The organism is Gordonibacter sp. An230 (assembly GCF_002159915.1).
GTDB lineage: Bacteria > Actinomycetota > Coriobacteriia > Coriobacteriales > Eggerthellaceae > Rubneribacter.
Genome location: NZ_NFJP01000012.1, coordinates 31,315 through 49,325, shown reverse-complemented (window position 1 = coordinate 49,325; position 18,011 = coordinate 31,315). Strand labels below are relative to the sequence as shown.

At 63.2% G+C, this 18,011-nt stretch carries 9 protein-coding genes; 4 read left to right on the top strand and 5 right to left on the bottom strand.

Annotated elements, in window-relative coordinates; all coding sequences use genetic code 11:
• Window positions 1-96: 96 nt before the first annotated feature.
• Window positions 97-1,500 (bottom strand): SLC13 family permease, encoded by a 1,404-nt coding sequence (locus B5F40_RS07995; protein WP_087193817.1) that lies wholly within the window; start codon window positions 1,498-1,500, stop codon window positions 97-99.
• Window positions 1,501-1,911: 411 nt separating this feature from the next.
• On the opposite strand from B5F40_RS07995, the gene B5F40_RS07990 reads away from it, so the two are divergent.
• Both B5F40_RS07990 and B5F40_RS07985 read left to right on the top strand, forming a co-directional pair.
• Complete coding sequence (locus B5F40_RS07990; RefSeq protein WP_087193816.1) at window positions 1,912-2,817, top strand: LysR family transcriptional regulator; 906 nt, start codon at window positions 1,912-1,914, stop codon at window positions 2,815-2,817.
• A gap of 255 nt (window positions 2,818-3,072) precedes the next feature.
• Window positions 3,073-4,014 (top strand): LysR family transcriptional regulator, encoded by a 942-nt coding sequence (locus B5F40_RS07985; protein WP_087193815.1) that lies wholly within the window; start codon window positions 3,073-3,075, stop codon window positions 4,012-4,014.
• Between the two features lie 528 nt (window positions 4,015-4,542).
• Here the strand turns inward: B5F40_RS07985 and B5F40_RS07980 are convergent.
• Complete coding sequence (locus B5F40_RS07980) at window positions 4,543-6,066, bottom strand: IMP dehydrogenase (RefSeq protein WP_087193814.1); 1,524 nt, start codon at window positions 6,064-6,066, stop codon at window positions 4,543-4,545.
• A gap of 639 nt (window positions 6,067-6,705) precedes the next feature.
• Complete coding sequence (locus B5F40_RS07975) at window positions 6,706-8,403, bottom strand: helix-turn-helix transcriptional regulator (RefSeq protein ID WP_239442954.1); 1,698 nt, start codon at window positions 8,401-8,403, stop codon at window positions 6,706-6,708.
• 388 nt (window positions 8,404-8,791) lie between these two features.
• On the opposite strand from B5F40_RS07975, the gene B5F40_RS07970 reads away from it, so the two are divergent.
• On the top strand, window positions 8,792-10,669 hold the full coding sequence (locus B5F40_RS07970) for an FAD-binding protein (protein ID WP_087193813.1): 1,878 nt from the start codon (window positions 8,792-8,794) through the stop codon (window positions 10,667-10,669).
• A 138-nt stretch (window positions 10,670-10,807) separates the two neighbouring features.
• On the opposite strand, the gene B5F40_RS07965 is transcribed toward B5F40_RS07970, so the two are convergent.
• Together B5F40_RS07965 and B5F40_RS07960 are read right to left on the bottom strand one after the other, a co-directional pair.
• Window positions 10,808-12,214 (bottom strand): sodium-dependent transporter, encoded by a 1,407-nt coding sequence (locus B5F40_RS07965; protein WP_087193858.1) that lies wholly within the window; start codon window positions 12,212-12,214, stop codon window positions 10,808-10,810.
• Between the two features lie 632 nt (window positions 12,215-12,846).
• On the bottom strand, window positions 12,847-14,253 hold the full coding sequence (locus B5F40_RS07960; RefSeq protein ID WP_087193812.1) for an aminopeptidase: 1,407 nt from the start codon (window positions 14,251-14,253) through the stop codon (window positions 12,847-12,849).
• Window positions 14,254-14,741: 488 nt separating this feature from the next.
• On the opposite strand from B5F40_RS07960, the gene B5F40_RS07955 reads away from it, so the two are divergent.
• Entirely contained in the window at window positions 14,742-17,996 is a 3,255-nt protein-coding gene (locus tag B5F40_RS07955; RefSeq protein WP_087193811.1) for an ABC transporter ATP-binding protein/permease, read from the top strand.
• Window positions 17,997-18,011 lie beyond the last annotated feature (15 nt).

The window sequence follows — 18,011 nt, the reverse complement described above, 5'->3', positions numbered from 1 at the left end:
AACTTACACAGGAAGACCCTTGAGGAGCCCATCCCGTAAGTCCAACCTTGCGCTTACCGCCACGCGCCCGTCGATCCGTCCTGCTTCGGCAATCAGTCAGGCCATCAAAAACCCGATCAGATTCCAGAACGGGATCAAAATCGCGAACACGAACACCGCGTTCAAAATCGTCTTGACACCCATGATCTTCACAAACTCTTTCAGCGGAATCAGGCCGAACGAGAAGAACAGCAGGTAGTACGCGTACTCGTAGGGCATGATCACTTGGTCTGTCGCGTGGTACATGAGGAAGAACAGCGCCTGCGGATCGATGCCTACGGCGTTGGTGATGCTCACGAACGGAACCGCGAACGCCGACCAGATGGCCAAAGGGGTCATGATGAAGTTCAACAGGAAGCACAGCACGTAGACCACGAACAGCACGAGCGTCGCCGAGCAGTCCTGCAAAGCAGGGATGGCGATATCCGCAATTATGTCGCCGATGCCCAGCGAGGACGTGCTGGATCCGATAGCCATGCAGGCGCCGATGAAGAAGATGAAGCCGTAGTCTATCTTCTTTAGGTCCTCGCTGTCCCCGACGGCAATGCCCGGCAAGAACAGCAGCATGGGCACCGCGGTGAAAATCCAGCCGGCGCTCACGCCGTGCAGCGGCTGAGTCACCAGAAGGGCGACCAAGAGCACGCTGACGGCAATGCACTTCTTCTCCTGCAGCTGCATCTTGCCCATGTCGGCAAGCGCGCCCACGAAGTACTCCTTGCCGGACAAGGGCTTCGACGGCTTGAACATCAGCAGGCACACGCCCATCAGAAGCAGGAAGAACACGATGCTGATGCAATTGTTCATAAAGTAGCTGCCCCATGTCACGTTCAAGGGGCCCGTCACCTGCTCGCCCACGCCAAACACGACGAGGGTATGCGGGTTGTACAGGAAGAAATGCGTCGACAGCGACAGCACCGCACCGCTCAGCATGATGCCAGCCGCGTCCTTTCCCTTGCCAAGATGCAGCGCCTTGCAGATGCCGTACGACAGCGGAGCGACCGCCATGAACCCTTGGCCGGGCATGATTATGGTGAGAACGATGCTCGCCAGGCCTAGACCGACGATGATGCCCCGGTAGCTCGCACCCGTGAGGATGATGCACTTGTACGCGATGCGCTTCAGCAGTCCCGACTTCTGCAGGATCGCCGCCAGGATGATGCCACCTAAAATCATCCAGATGGTGTCGCCCGCCCACACCGAGTAGATGTCTGAGGGCTGCGCGACTCCGAATATCACATAGCTTACCGGCAGAAGGATCGCCACCGCCGTCTGTGGAACATTGCCGAAGCAAAACGTCATGACGGCCATGGACGTGATGACAAAATAGCGCTGGATAACTGGGGTGAACGTTTCGTTCGTGGGAATCAAGAACAGCAGAAAAGGCACCCCGAACGTCATAATCCCCTGGATGGCGGCTTTCTTGGAAAAGCGCAGGCCCCCTATCCTTCCCTGAGCGTCCAAACGACCCCTCCTCTCATGTAAGGCAGATCATGCAGCTCGCGTCATCGCCCTTCGCCGCATCCCGGCTGCATCGCTCTCCGAAAAGCGGCCCGACGATATTCCCTCTCGGCGAGGACAGACCATGCAACCCGCATCGCTGCCGTCATGCGCAGCCGTCCCCATCCGTTTTCAAAACCCCTCATTCGAACCCTGCTCTTGCCCACAGTATAGGGACGGGAAAACCTGTGCGCAGGACGGAGCAGCCGATATCCTTTGCCCCGCATGGGCGTATGCAAGGCAAAGCTGCATATCTTGCCCACATACCGCGTCTCACCCCACCTCGCATCTATAAACTAAGGGCATCCCGCTTTCCTTATGCTCTATGCCAAGCGAATGCTTTTTCTCGGTCGTAATTCATGAGGGAGGAATGCCATGCGTTTAGAGCAATTGTCAGGATTAGCCGAAATAGCCAAATGTTGCTCGATAAGCATGGCCGCCAAGAACATTCACATATCCCGCCAAGCCTTGGACAACTCGATGCGCACCTTGGAGCGCGAGCTTGGCTGCCAGCTCCTGGAACGCAGCGAGCGGGGTGTCCGCCTCACCGAGAACGGCAAGAAGGCGGTCATAGCCGCTCGGGACATCTTAGCGAGGCTAGACGCCTTGTATGCGGACCTCGCCAACACCGCCAGCCCCCGGGAGCGCATCCGCGGCGAGCTGAGCATCAGCATATCCCCCATGCTCGGCGTATCAGTCCTGCCTTTCGCCTTTACGGAATTCCGCTCCCTCTATCCCAACGTTGCCGCCTTCACCTGCGAAAAGTATCGGCAGGACATCATCGGCCAGATCGCGGAGAACATCACGACATGCGGGATCCTGCTGGTGTCCAAACTTCTGGTCGAGTTTTTTGACGGCATTCCCGACGATATCGAGCTCTTCGAGCTGACGACCTTCCGCACCTACGCCGCCGTGTCGCCGCAGCATCCCTTGGCGAACCGAAAGACGCTCACGGTCGGAGCCTTGTCCCAATACCCGATCATCGTGTACGAAGTGGGCGGGGCTTCGGGCGTGCACTCCCTCTCCAAGTTAGCCGATTTCGACGTCAGCCTTTCCACCAACAACCCCGTCTTGTGCAAAGACGAGCTGAACAAAGGACGTGCCGTGATGTACAGCTTCCAACCCTACGTGCAGTACAACGTCTTCCCCGACTTCGTGCACATCCCCCTCAGCGACAAGCGCGCCACACTCACCGCCTTCGTCGCCATCAACAAAAACATGCCGCGTCAAACACGGGAGATCGTATCCGCATTCGTGAACGTGTTCACGCGATACCTGTAGCCCACACCGTTTCGCAACGGGGCGGGCGCTTAGGCTTTAGCCTCGATGCCCCGTTCGCGCAGAGCAGACCTGTCGGCTCGTCCGGCCAAAGCGCCCCGCTCGCCCGACCCCGAGCGCAAACGAACCGGGATCGAAGAGAGCGAACGCGCAGAACCAGCAGTGCACCCTTACCGTCCGCGATGACGGATCGGTGGAATATAATGAGATGGAACGCGCTCGGAGCGCTCCATCTGCCCTATCGGAAGGCGACCGCCCATGACTTTGCAGCAGCTGCGCTACCTTATCGCCATCGCGGAGCACGGTTCCATCAATGCCGCCGCGCAGAACCTGTACGCCTCGCAGTCGAACCTATCCACCGCCATGAAGGAGCTCGAGCGCGAATTGGGCATCACCGTGTTCACGCGCAGCAACCGTGGCGTGACGCTCACCAACGACGGCACCGAGCTTTTAGGCTACGCGCGCCAGGTTATCGAGCAAGCCGACATGCTAGAGGCGCGCTACGCCGACAAAGGAGCCGCCCACCTGCGCCTCGCCGTGTCCACCCAGCATTACGCGTTCAGCGTGCAAGCCTTCGTGAACGTGGTGGAGGCATGCGAAGGCGAGGAGTACGAATTCGTGCTGCGCGAAGCCACCACGGCCGAGATCATCGACGACGTGCGCGCATTCCGCAGCGAGGTGGGCATCCTCTACACCGACGATTTCAACCGCCGCGTGCTGCGCAAGGCCTTCGACGACGCTGACGTGACCTATTCCCCCTTGTTCGATGCGCGCGTGCACGTATTCGTAGGCGAACATCATCCGCTAGCCGACCGCACGCTGATCAAACCCGAGGATCTGGAACCATACCCGCGCTACTCTTTCGAGCAAGGCGCCACGAACTCGTTTTACTACTCCGAGGAACCGCTCGCCCACCTACCGCACAAGCGCAACATACGCATCTCGGATCGAGGTACGCTTACCAACCTGCTGACCAGCTACAACGGATTTACGTTGTCAACCGGGGTGCTGTCGGCCGAAATGCACTCGGGCATTGCGAGCATCCCGCTTGCCGTGGACGAGACGATGCAGGTGGGCTACCTCATGCACAACGAGCGCCGCCCGAGCCCCTTGCTGCTGCGCTACATCGACGAGCTGCACGCCGTCATCAAGGCGAACCCCACCGTCGTGGCGCACCGCCACTCGAGCCCCGCGCTGTAAGAAAGAGGCGCGAAACGGAAACGAGATGCGAAAAAGCGCGAGATGCAGAATGCGAACGTGAAGCACGATACTCCAACGCGAGAAGGCCGGACGAGAAAGGCGCGTCGCCCGACATCCAGTGCAAAGCGCACGACGTAGCGGCGCCCAACGACTCCAGCAACCAAACTAACGCCAGAACCGCAAGCAGAACATCGATGAGGCCAAACGCGCAACGAAGCCGCGCGAAACGCAAAAAATGCGGAAGCCGATGGGCGCGCAGCAAAAGCCTCCGACAACAGACGAGAGAACCTTCCCAATGTTTCACGTGAAACATTCGTTCGTATCAGATGCTCACTCCAGACATGCAATACGGGCATCAACGCGGACAGCGGTGTGCGTCGCCCCCTGAAAGCGCCCTCGCCCTCGTCCGTGCGAAAGGCCGGCGCCCCCCGATGAAGGGGGGACGTCGGCCTTTCCTGAAAGGTGGCCCCACAGGGAGGGAGGATGCGGGGCCGAATCGTCACACGAAGCGACAAGGCGCGGCGAGGATCAGCGCATAGTGTTGCTCACATAGGGGGTCTTGTCCTTCAGCAGCACGTCGTGCGCGCCGCCCTCCACGATGGACGTGGCAGACACCAACGTGAGCTTCGCCTTGTCCTGGAACTCGGGGATGGTGAGCGCGCCGCAGTTGCACATAGTGGACTTCAGCTTGAGCAGCGTCACGTCCACGTTGTCCTTCAAGCTGCCGGCGTAGGGCACGTAGCTGTCCACGCCTTCCTCGAACGTGAGGTTCTTCTTCTTGCCGCCCAAGTCGTAGCGCTGCCAGTTGCGCGCGCGAGCCGAACCCTCGCCCCAGTACTCCTTCATGTAGGTGCCGTTCACCATCACCTTGTTCGACGGGCTCTCGTCGAAGCGGGCGAAGTAGCGGCCCAGCATGACGAAGTCGGCGCCCATGGCCAGCGCGAGCGAGATGTGGTGATCGTAGACGATGCCGCCGTCGGAGCACAGCGGGATGTAGACGCCCGTCTCGCGGAAGTACTCGTCGCGCGCCTTCGCCACCTCGATGGTGGCCGTGGCCTGACCGCGGCCGATGCCCTTCGTCTCGCGCGTGATGCAGATGGAGCCGCCGCCGATGCCGATCTTCACGAAGTCGGCGCCCGCCTCGGCCAGGAACCGGAAGCCGTCGGCATCCACGACGTTACCCGCGCCGATCTTCACCGTGTCGCCGTAGTGCTCGCGCACCCATTCGATGGTCATCTTCTGCCAGTCGGAGAAGCCCTCGGAGCTGTCGATGCACAGCACGTCCGCGCCGGCCTCCACGAGCGCCGGCACGCGCTCGGCATAGTCACGGGAGTTGATGCCCGCACCCACCATGTAGCGCTTGTGCGCGTCCAGCATCTCGTTGGGGTTGGACTTGTGCGAATCGTAGTCCTTGCGGAACACGAGCGCCACCAAACGGTCGTCCGCATCCACGATGGGCAGGGAGTTCAGCTTGTTGTCCCAGATGATGTCGTTGGCAACCTTGAGCGTGGTGTCCGCAGGCGCCACGATGAGCTTCTCGCGCGGCGTCATGAAGTCAGCCACCTTCTCGTCCAATCCCATGCGCGACAGCCGGTAGTCGCGGCCGGTCACGATGCCCAACAGCTTGCCGTGCGCCGTGCCGTCATCGGTGACGGGCATGGTGGAGTGGCCATGCTCCTCTTTGAGGGCCACCACGTCGGCCAGCGTCATGTCGGGCGAGAGGTTGGCATCGGAGGTGACGAAGCCGGCCTTGTAGTCTTTGACGCGCGCGACCATGGCCGCTTCGTCTTCAATGGACTGGTTACCGTAGATGAACGACAGGCCGCCCTCAGTGGCCAGCGCCACCGCCATGCGGTCATCGGACACGGCGGTCATGATGGCCGACACCATGGGGATGTTAAGCGAAAGCGGGCACTCTTCCTCGCCTTTGCGGTACTTCACAAGCGGAGTCTTCAAGCTCACAGCCGTAGGCACGCACGATGCCGGGGTATGTCCCGGAACCAACAGGTACTCGTTGAAGGTACGGGACGGCTCGTCGAAGTAGTAGGCCATGGCTCCTCCATCTGCGGTCGGCGCGGTCTGCGCATGGATGCGGCGCGGGTGTCTCAACGCGGCGGGTGAAAGTATCCCGTCAAGCATCCGTTGCTCGGGTGTTGCTTGCTATTATAGCCACGCGATCGCCACCCGCGCGAGGCTTGTTGTGGGAAAACTCCGAATATGGAGAAATATTCGCGACCCGAACGGCGACGGCGACGCTCAGGGGCGCGCGGGGACGACGGTGCAGCAGCGCGCGACGGAGAGGGCGGCATGACGGGGCCGCACGAGAGGACGGCGCAAACGCAGCAAGAAGAGACCGTCCCAAACGCGCAACGAAGAAGGCCGTGCAGCAAGATGCTCGTTATGGTAATAGATTCAGAAATTTTCAGTGATATCTTACCGTAAGGAAGATGAAACAACCCTAGAAGGCCCATCCGGCACGCTTTTCAGCGTGCGAACAAGCGATTTCGGTACAATATCACGAAAAACTGCCAATAACTTTACCGTATGTGACCTCTTCCACGAACTTTCGGTAAACTATCAAGAAAAACTTTTCAATCCCTTACCGTATGCGCATCAAGGAGAAGAGCGGAAGGCAGAAAGGCAGAAGGAGCGCGGGAAGCGGAGGGAGGGAGGTGAGCGCATCCCGCGCAATCATCGCCCAGCGCCCTCGCCCGCGCGTCGCTCCACCATGCTCATGAGCTCTTGCTTGGAATGGACGCCCGTCTTCGCATAGATGCGCTTGATGTGCGCCCATGCGGTGTTCTCGGAGATGACCAACGTCTCGGCGATGAACCGAGCCGAACGGCCGCGCGCCAGATAGCCAAGGATCTCGCGCTCGCGACGCGTGAGATCGAAGCGAGCCGCCACTGCATCGGCCCCCGCGGCAAGCGCGTCCTCGACAACAGGAGCAACCCCGGGCTCGCGCTTCGCACGCAGCAAGTCGCTCGAAACCCCTCTCGCCGAAGCAGCCGCATCTACCGCCGCCTGGGCATCCGCGCCCGCGTCAGCGCTCCTCAAGCGGCCCTCCCCCGCGCAATCGCCCGTCGACGCCCACGCCGACGCACGCCTCTCCCCATCTGCGCCCGCAGCAGCACGCACTCTCCCCGCGCCAGCATCCCGAGCGACAGCGCTCGCCCTTCCCGCGCCCTCGACCTGCGCGGCGCTAACCGGCTCCCCTCCCTCCGCACGCGGGCCCGCTGCTCCTGCAGGATACACGCGCCGCAGCACCACCAGCAGCACGAGGGCCAGCGGATAGATGGCCGCGAACGCCAGCAGCGTCAAAAGCGACAGCCCGTAGTCGGCGCTCAGCGCACCGAGAGCGATGCCGATGCCCAGCCCGACGGCCAGAAACAGCCCCGACCCTCCCGAGTACGCGCTCGACAACGCGTAGACCGAGATGCCCAGCGCGCGTGCTCGATCAACGATGAACAGCAGAAACACCATGCCGCACACGTCGTAGCACGCGATCATCACCAATCCTGCCAGTCCGCCGAGCACCTCGCCGAAAAACGGCAGCAGCGACAAAAGCACCAGCATGACCGGCAGACAGCCCTTGTACACCGCCGTGGGATCGGGATGGCGCATGGTCAGACCCGCCACAACCGCCGTGAGCATCGTGGCCGCCACGAGAGGCATCCACATGTTCACATCGCCCACGATATGCTCCGACTGCGACCCGAGCACCGTGGTGTGCAGAATGCCCACCACGCCCACAAGGACGAACAGGCACAAGCACGCTTGCAGCAGCCGAAACCGCTCATCCGACCGCTCCGGCAGCAACGGAGCCCTCTCGGGAAACGCGACCTTGCGCTTGAGACGCGAAAGCAGCAGCGCCGACGTCGCAACCGCCGCGATGGAGAGCACGCTGGCCGCGAACGAAGCCAAAAGCGGCGCCACCGACACAAGCGCGCACTGCACGACCAGCCCGCCGAGAACCTGGCATACGCCGGTCGTCGCGTCGGATTCCGCAGCGAACACCTCAAGCCACGCGGCATTGAGCACCGTCAACGCGAAGCCGCACAGAAGGCCGTACAGCGCAGCGGTAGCGCCCACGGGCAACCCCGTCATCACGCCCGTCGCGCTCAGAAAGAACCCGATGAGCAGTGCGATGACGGCAGGCACCTGAGACAGCCTTCCCGGACGCAAACGCCCCGTTCCCACCAGCAGCAAAACAGCGAAAGCCGTGACGAACGACGCCGCGTTCATCGTGAACATGAAATCGAGTTCGGACACGAACCCAACGCTCGAGGACACCGACCCCATCGCCGTGATATAGGCAACCGAAATCGCGGCCTTGCACAAGCCGAACCCCGCCGCCCCCAGCACTCTGTCAGAAAACCCGTTTGCCACGCCACCTCCTCCCTTCGCTATTGTAGCCGCTCTTCCCGCCTGATGAGGCGTGATCGCGCGGAAAACGACGGCGCTGGTCGGCTGATGGACATCGCGTGAACAGGAGAAATGCAAAAAATAACCGAAAATCGGGGAGGGGTGCGCACCCCTTCGCGCCGAAAAGCACCCACGGTCGGTGTCGACCCTCCCCTTCACGCGCCTCATACTGGAACCCGTCCACCCCGCACGGCAACGACGGCACGAGAGTTCGGATGCGCCCCTCGGGCAGCACCAGGCCGCAACCCGGATGCGCTCGCCGGATGCGCCCGAGCGCCAGCGGGGCCGCCGCCAATGGCGCGCCCCCGGCAACGCCGAAGCCGTTCGGATCCAGAGCAAGGAGGGAACAACCATGGAACTTGACCGCAGGAACTTTCTCAAGGGGTCGCTCGCGCTCGGCAGCGTCGCCGCGCTCGGCGCCCTGGCCGGATGCGCCGCGCCGCAACAGGCAGCGGACGACCAAGAGGATGGAGCCAAGCCGCAAAAGAGCGTCCCCGAAAGCTTCACCGACGGCAAGTGGATCGGCACGGCCATGGGCCACGACGACACGCTGTACGTGCAGGTGACCGTGGCTGGCGGCGACATCGCCGGCGTGAGCGTGCTGCGCTGCGACGACACGATCGGCATCGGTTCGACCGCCGCGCCGATGATGGCCGCGCGCATCCTGGAATCCAAGAACCTCGATGTGGACACCGTCACCGGAGCCACCACCACTTCGATGGCCGTCCAAACCGCCGTGGCCGACGCCATCACGAACGCCGGCGGCGATCCGAAAGATTACCGCCTGGGCACCACCGCCCCCAGCGGCGGCACCGCGCAAACCGCCGAAGTGGACGTGGCGCTCATGGGTGCCGGGACCGCGGGCCTTGTCGCGGCGACGCGGCTGCTGGAAGCCGGGAAGTCCGTCATCCTGTTCGAAAAGCAGGACATCGCCGGCGGTTCCATGCCCATGACATACTCGGGCGTGGCCTCCGCGGAATCGCAGCTGCAGACGAACTACGCCCTCGGCCGCGCCGACGAGAACCCCATGTACAAAAAGGAGCTCATGCTGGGCGTCATGCAGAAGTACCTCGTCGCCGAGAACGACCGCTTCGACGGCGCGATGCCGTACCAGACGGCCATGTACTCGAACTCGGGCCAGCTCGTCGACTGGATGCATGACATGGGCATCGGCTTCTACAGCCTGGGCGTGAACAAAGCCTACGGCGTGACGCCCTACCTGGCTCCGGGCTGCTACATGGGCGGCTGCGGCTACGCGAAGGACTTCCTCGTGGACCGCGTGGGCGCGCTCGGCGGGCAGATCGTGTACGCCACGAAGGTGACCGAGCTTGTGCAGGACGCCGACGGACGCGTCACCGGACTTAAAGCAGAAGGGCGCGACGGCTCCACCTGGACCGTCACGGCGAAGGCAGTGTGCCTCACGTCGGGCGGCTTCGCAGCGAACGAGGAGATGCTCAAAGAGCACTATCCCGATTACGCCGAGTTCAAGTTCAACTGCGCCCCCGGCTCCACCGGCGACGGCATCGAGCTGGGCATGCAGGCGGGCGGCGCCATCGAGTGCATGGGACGCGAGCTGGGCGCGTTCTTGTCCACCACGAACCAGGCCGGCTCGAACTTCGAGATCGCCTTCCTGTACCAAACCACGCCGGGCATCCTCGTGAACGCCTCGGGCAAGCAGTTCGGCAACATCATGTCGGACAACCACGGCGTGCTCGGACGCGCGCTCCTCGACGAGGCCAACGGCGGCGCGTTCTACTACATCACCGACGAAGCGGGCCGCATCACCACGAACAAGAACGAGCTGTACGCCATGGACACCTACAAGTGCCTCGAACATCGCGGCGACATGGTGCACTACGATTCCGTGGAAGCCGCAGCCGAGGAATTGGGGCTTCCCGAGCTGGCAGCCACGCTCGAGACGCACAACGCCCACGCGCTCGCCGGCGAGGAAGACGAGTTCGGACGCTCGAAGCTGCCCTACCTCGACACGCACGACGGCATCTGGGTGATATCCTGCATTCCCACGTTCTACCTGACCACGGGCGGGCTTGTCATCGACACCGCCGGACGCGTGCAAAACGACGCCGGCGAGGCCATCCCCGGCCTGTACGCGGCAGGCGACGTGTGCGGCTCCATCGAAGAGAAGGACGGCCGCCCCTACGCCATGGGCTTCGACGCCGCCTTGAACTACGGCTACCTCATGGCCGAAACCGTGAAGGTCGAGATCTAGAAGGTGAAAGGCGGCTGCTTCCACCGGCGGCACCGACGGAAGCAGCCACGAAGAGAACCGCCGCCCAACGTCCGGTTTCCACGTCCGCCCTCCGCGCCGCGGAAACCGGACTCGCACGCTGCACCATGGCCAGGTGCGCTACGCCATCCCCAGCCATGTTCGCACGATGGGAAGGTAGCCAGCCGCAAGCACCGCCGCGATCAGCGCCGGCAGAACGAAGCGCACGTAGCCGCGCGCCCAACGAGGAAAGCGCAGCCCTTCGCCGGTGTCGGCCTCGCGCACGAACGCGTCCCAGCCCCACCCGCGCCTCATCGTACAGAACAGCAGCAAGACGAGGCTGCCGATGGGCAGGATCGTGTTCGAGATGAGAAAATCCTCCACGGCCTGGATGTTGCCGATGCCGGGCACCTCGAAACCCGCCCACACGTTGAAACCCAGCACGCATGGCAGCGACAGCACCGCGATCAGGACACCGCTCACAACGCACGCCCTCCCGCGCGGCACGCCCCATTCGTCCATGCTGAATCCGACGATGTTCTCGAACACCGCGATGACGGTGGAAAGCGCGGCGAAGCTCATGAACAGGAAGAACAGCGCGCCCCACAGCTGACCCAGCGGCATCTGCGAGAACACCGCGGGCAACGTGACGAACACAAGCCCCGGCCCTGCACCTGGCTCCACCCCGAAGGCGAAGCACGCCGGAAAGATGACGAGACCCGCCATCACGGCCACCAGCACGTCAAGCCCGGCTATGCCAAGAGCCTCGTCCGTCAGCCGACGCTCTTTCCCCAGATAGCTTCCGAAGATGGACATAGACCCCATGCCCACCGACACCATGAAGAACGCCTGCCCCATGGCCGCGAACACGGCCTCAAAAAACGTCGACCACTGCTCGGCAGGCGTCGCCCCTGCGAACAGCTTTCCGAAATCGGGCATGAGATAGAACGCAAGGCCCTCTCCCGCCCCCGGCAACGTGACCGCACGTACGCACAGCACCGCCAGCACCACGAACAGCGCCGCCATCATCACCTTCGTGACGCGTTCGATGCCCTTCTGCAGGCCCGCGCGCGTCACGAGCACGCCAACAGCAACGGTGACCAGCATGTACGCCGCCGATTCCACGGGATTCGCCAGCAATGCGTCGTAGATTTCCTGCGCGCCCGCCGCATCCAGACCCTCAAACGCGCCCGCCATGCTGCGCACCATAAACGCGAGCATCCAGCCCGTCACCACCGTGTAGAACATCATGAGCAGGTAGTTTCCGGCCAAAGCGACCCATTTGAACCGGTGCCACCGCGTACCGGGAGGCTCGAGCGCGTTGTAGCTGCGCGCAATGCCCTTGCGGCTGGCGCGCCCTGCGGAGAACTCCATCACGAGGATGGGAAGCGCGAACACCAGCAAAAAGAACACGATGAGCAGCACGAACGCCGCACCGCCGTACTGCCCCACAATGTAGGGGAACCTCCACACGTTGCCCAACCCGATAGCGCATCCGGCGCTGATCAGGATGAACCCCAGACGAGATCCGAATTTCTCCCGATCCAACGAAACCTCGCTCACAACCAAGGCGTCCAACCGACAAAACCAAGCATGCATGAACCGCGCAAGCAGTGTAGCGAAGGATTGCCCGCAGCGGATCGAAATCCTTCTCCATCCATGCGCTTTCTATCTCTGCAGCCATGCACGAGCGAGCGCTCGCAAGTCCGCGTGTCCGCGCGCCCACGCATGGCCGCGTGCCCATATGTCCGCGTGTCCGCATGTCCGCGCGCCCGATAAAACGCTCGTGCAGCGAAACGGCCCGGAAATGGCCACGAAACCGCGTTCTCGCACGGAATACGCGCCGTTGCGTGCCTTTTGCCCGCCCACCTCCGATATCTGCCAACATAATGCCTGGTCACGATAAACGGAGCCGCCCTTTTCGGAACGGCCCCGTGCCAGAACTCGGTTTCGTGGCCAAAATCGGCCGCCAAACGAACATGCGAGGCGATACGAAGAAAGCGTGAAGCCTTCTCCGGGACGTAAGAAGGGTTTGGGGGGCTCGGCGCGGACGCGAGCGCGGTTCAGGAGCAGGCTCGCACCCAGACGCAAGCGCAAGTCCAAGTGCGAACGCAAGCGCGTCCGGACGCACGCCCAACCGCGCACCCGGACGCAACAGGACGCAGCCCGGAAAAGCGCACCTACGCGTTCCTCAAAAACGCCTCGTAGCCCTTGCGCGCCTCGTAGATGTCGGCCTTGCTGGACACCTCCCACGGCGAGTGCATCGACAGCACGGCCACGCCGGAGTCGATGACGTCCATGCCGTACTTCGCGGGGATGTAGGCGATCGTCCCGCCACCGCCCGCATCGACCCGCCCCAGTTCGGCGGTCTGGAAGGCCACGCCCGCATCGTCCATGATGCGGCGTATGCGCGCCACGTACTCGGCGCTTGCGTCGTTGGAGCCGCTTTTGCCGCGCGAGCCCGTGTACTTGTTGAACACGAGGCCGCGACCCAGATACGCGCTGTTCTTCGCCTCGAACACGCTCGCGTAGGCGGGATCGAACCCTGCGGACACGTCGGAGGACAGCATGCTCGACGCCGCAAGCGCGCGACGCAGGGGCAACGGGCCGCCCTCGCCAGCCAGCTCCATGATCTCGGCAACGGCGTTCTCGAAGAACTGCGATGCCATGCCGGTGGCGCCCACGCTGCCGATCTCCTCCTTGTCAACGAGCACGCACACCGCCGTCTTGTCGGGCACCTCGTCGCCCAGCGCCAGCTGCGCTGCGAGCGACGTGTAGGCGCACACGCGGTCGTCCTGCCCGTAACCGATCACCATGCTGCGGTCGAAGCCCAACTCGCGCGCGCGGCCCGCTGGCACCACCTCGATCTCGGCCGACAGGAAGTCCTCCTCGTCGATGCCGTACTTCTCGGCCAGCAGCTTGAGGGCGAAGGCCTTCACCGGCTCCTTCTCGGCATCCTTCGCATCGTCGCCCTCGACGACGAGGGGACGGTTGCCCATGAGGATGTCCAGATCCTCGCCCTCCACCACCTCGTTGGCCTTCTTCGCCATCTGCTTTCCGGCCAGGTGGATGAGCAAGTCGGTAACGCAGAACACAGGGTCGCCCGCATCCTCGCCCACCTGCACGTCCACCACCGTGCCGTCCTTCTTCGCCACCACGCCGTGCAGCGCCAGCGGCAACGTCACCCACTGATACGCCTTGATGCCGCCGTAGTAGTGCGTATCGAGGTGCGCCAAGCCGTTTGCTTCGGAGAACGGGTTCTGCTTGAGGTCGAGGCGCGGCGAGTCGATGTGCGCACCGAGGACGTTCATGCCCTCGGCAAGCGGCCGCGCGCCGAGATGCGCCAAAACGAGCGCCTTGCCATGCGAGAGCGCCCACACCTTGTCGCCCGCTTTGAGCGCGCGCCCCTCGCGCACCGCCTCGGCGAGGCTGCGGTAGCCGCACGCTTCGGCCTGCGCGACCGCCGCGGCGGCGCACTCGCGCTCGGTTTTGTTCTCGCTGATGAAATCGATGTAGTCGGCGGCAAGCCGCTCAAGCGCCTCGAGGTCGGACGTATCGTAGCGCTTCCATGCCACTTCGTGTTCCATGCGCGGTCCTTTCGCTCGCAAACAGCGCCGCTTCGCGCATCGCATGTCCGCGCCGCGCGGCGCCCTTCGGTTCGTTCGCGCCTATTATGCCGCATTTTTCGCCCGACGGGGGCACCCGCCCGCCGAAAGGCAACGCACCGAAAACCCGCACCGAAAACCCGAGCGGCGCGCTTTGGCTTCGACGACAGCCCGACATTCCGACTCCCCACCGCGCGCGATGCAAGGCAGACGCCCCTTTCGCGACGCCCTATCGCAAGCGCCATCTTCAGCACCCCGCCCCTTCCCCGTCTTCGCAGCGCGCTCGAACCCGAAAGCGGAACTTCGCCCCCACCGCAGCGTGCGAAAGGTAACCGTTCGGTAAACTCGGTGGAGATTGAGCATTCCCACCGTTCGGAAGGCGGGAAAATCTACCATGTTCAACAAAACGGCAACCTTCGCATGACACGCGCGCGACGCCTGCCGGCAACGCGCGCCCTGAAAGGCGCACCATGCTCCAACTGCTCAACATCTGCAAGTCCTACACCACGGCCAGCTTCACGCAGACGGCCCTCGACAACGTGTCGGTGGCCTTCCGCGACAACGAGTTCGTGGCGGTGCTCGGCCCCTCGGGGTCGGGCAAGACCACCATGCTCAACATCATCGGCGGCCTCGACCATTACGACTCGGGCAACCTTGTCATTGACGGCATCTCCACCGAGCAGTACAAGGACAAGGATTGGGATGCCTACCGCAACAACCGCATCGGCTTCGTGTTCCAAAGCTACAACCTCATCCCCCACCAAACGGTGCTGGCCAACGTGGAGTTGGCGCTCACGCTGTCCGGCGTGTCGCGCACCGAGCGGCGCGAGCGCGCCGTGCGGGCGCTTGAGCGCGTGGGCCTCGGCGAGCACGTGAACAAAAAGCCCAGCCAGCTCTCCGGCGGTCAGATGCAGCGCGTGGCCATCGCCCGCGCCCTCATCAACGACCCGGAGATCCTTCTGGCCGACGAGCCCACCGGCGCCCTCGACTCAAAAACGAGCGTCCAGATCATGGACCTGCTCACCGAGATCGCCAACGACCGCCTCGTCATCATGGTCACGCACAACCCCGAGCTGGCCGAGCGGTACGCCACCCGCATCGTGAACCTGGCCGACGGCGTCATCAGAAGCGACACCGACCCCTTCCACCCCACCGCCGAGGACTTGCGCGAAAGCGACAAGCCCGTACGTCGCACGAAGATGTCGTTTCCCACGGCGCTTTCGCTGTCGTTCAAGAACCTCATGACGAAGAAGGGCCGCACGCTCATGACGGCGTTCGCGGGCTCCATCGGCATCATCGGCATCGCGTCCATCCTGGCGCTCGCGAACGGCGTGAACAACTACATCAAGTCGGTGGAGGAGGAGACGCTGTCCGAGTACCCGCTGCAGATCCAAAGCAGTGGCGTCGACCTCACCTCGGCGCTCGTGGGCACGAGCGCCGAAATGGGCGAGACGGCCGCGAGCGCCGAAGAGGGCGGCGATTCGGTGCACGTCATCGATATGGTCACCAACATGTTCGCGAGCATCGGCAGCAATGACCTGGCCTCGCTCAAGGAATACCTCGACAGCGGCGAGAGCGGCATCGAGGAGTACACGAGCGCCATCGAGTACTCCTACGACGTGACCCCGCAGATATTCAGCTCGGACGCGGAGGCGCTGCATCAGGTGAACCCGGACACGTCGTTCTCGATGCTGGGCCTTGGGTCCGCGACCAGCTCGAACAACATGATGTCCACCATGATGAGCACCGACATGTTCTTTGAGATGCCCAACGACCCCAACCTGTACGAGGGGCAGTACGACGTGAAGGCCGGACGCTGGCCCGAGCGCTACAACGAATGCGTGCTCGTGCTCACCGGCAGCGGCGGCATGAGCGACTTCATGCTGTACACGCTGGGGCTGCGCGATTCGACCGAGCTCGACGAGATGGTCAAGCAGTTCGCCGCCGAAGAGGACGTGGCCACCCCCGACGACATCGAGGATCCCTCCTACGACGAGATTTTGAACACCACGTTCAAGCTGGTGAACGCCGCCGACTACTACGTCTACGATGACGAGTACCACGTGTGGAAAGACAAGACCGACGACGACGCCTACATGCGCGATCTCGTGGAGAACGGCGAGGACATCAAGATCGTCGGCATCGTGCAGCCACGCGACGACGCGAGCGTCACCATGCTGACCCCCGGCCTCAACTACCCCGCCTCGCTTGCAAGCCATGTGATCGAGCAGGCCGAAAGCAGCGCGATCGTGCAGGATCAGCTGGCCGACCCCGCCGTGGACGTGTTCACCGGCAAGGAGTTCGGCGCCGAGGACGAAGAGGGCGAAGAAGGCAGCCTCGACATGGAGTCGATGTTCACCATCGACGGCAGCAAGCTGCAAGCGGCGTTCACCATCGACGAGAACGCGTTGACCGCGGGCATGTCCGGCCTGTCGCTCGATCTGTCGGGCCTGTCGCTCGACGCGAACGCGCTGCCGGCGTTCGACGCGTCGGGCATCGCCGTCGACCCCGGCAGCATCGACCTCGGCAGCATGATCGACTTCAGCGACATCACGCTGGACATGGAAGAGGTGCAGCCCGACCTGGATTCGGAGAAGATCCAAGCCGCGATGGCCGAGGTCATGGGCGGGTTCGACGCGTGGTACAAGGAGCATCCGGAGTACCCCGACATGGAAGCGGCCCTCGAAGCGTACCTGGCCACGGACGAGGTGCAGGAGAAGATGGTCGCCGCCATCGAGGAATCCATCGACATGGACCAAGCCACCGCCGCCCTGCAATCCCAGCTGCAGCAGCAGCTTTCCGAGAAGATGCAGCAGGCCGTGCCCGCCATGGCCCAAGCGCTGCAAGGCCAGCTGCAGTCGTCCATCCAGACGGCCATGAGCACCTACCTGCAAACCGTCATGACCGCGTACATGCAGCAGATGTCCGCGGCGCTCCAGACGCAGGTGTCGGCCGCCATGCAACAGTCTATGAGCCAGCTGTCCACCAACATGGCCAACGCCATGAGCATCGACGAGGCCGCGTTCGCGGACGCGTTCCAGATGAACATGACCGAAGAGGACCTCGGCGAGCTCATCATGTCGCTCATGAGCACCGAGGACGCCTCGTACGACGGCAACCTCAAGAAGCTCGGCTATGCCGACGTCGCCAAACCCTCCGGCATCGACATCTACCCCATCGACTTCGAGAGCAAAGAGCACGTCATCGACATCCTCGACGCGTACAACGACCGCATGGCCGACGAGGGCCAGGACGACAAGGTGATCACCTACACCGACTTCGTGGGCGCGCTCATGTCCTCGGTCACCGATATCGTGAACATGATCAGCTACGTGCTGGTGGCGTTCGTGGCCATCTCGCTTGTGGTGTCGTCTATCATGATCGGCGTCATCACCTACATCTCGGTGCTCGAGCGCAAGAAGGAGATCGGCATCCTGCGCTCCATCGGCGCCAGCAAAGGCGACATCAGCCGCGTGTTCAACGCCGAGACGATCATCGTGGGCTTCACCGCCGGCGTCATCGGCATCGGCCTGACCGCGCTCGCCTGCATCCCCGCCAACGCCATCGTCTACGCGCTGTTCAACGTGGCGAACGTGGCGTTGCTGCCGTGGCAGGCGGCCCTCGTGCTCGTGGGAATCAGCATGTTCCTCACGTTCTTGGCCGGCCTCATCCCCTCAAGCGCCGCCAGCAGGAAGGACCCCGTGGAGGCGCTGAGGAGCGAGTGACGCAGCGGGGCGGCG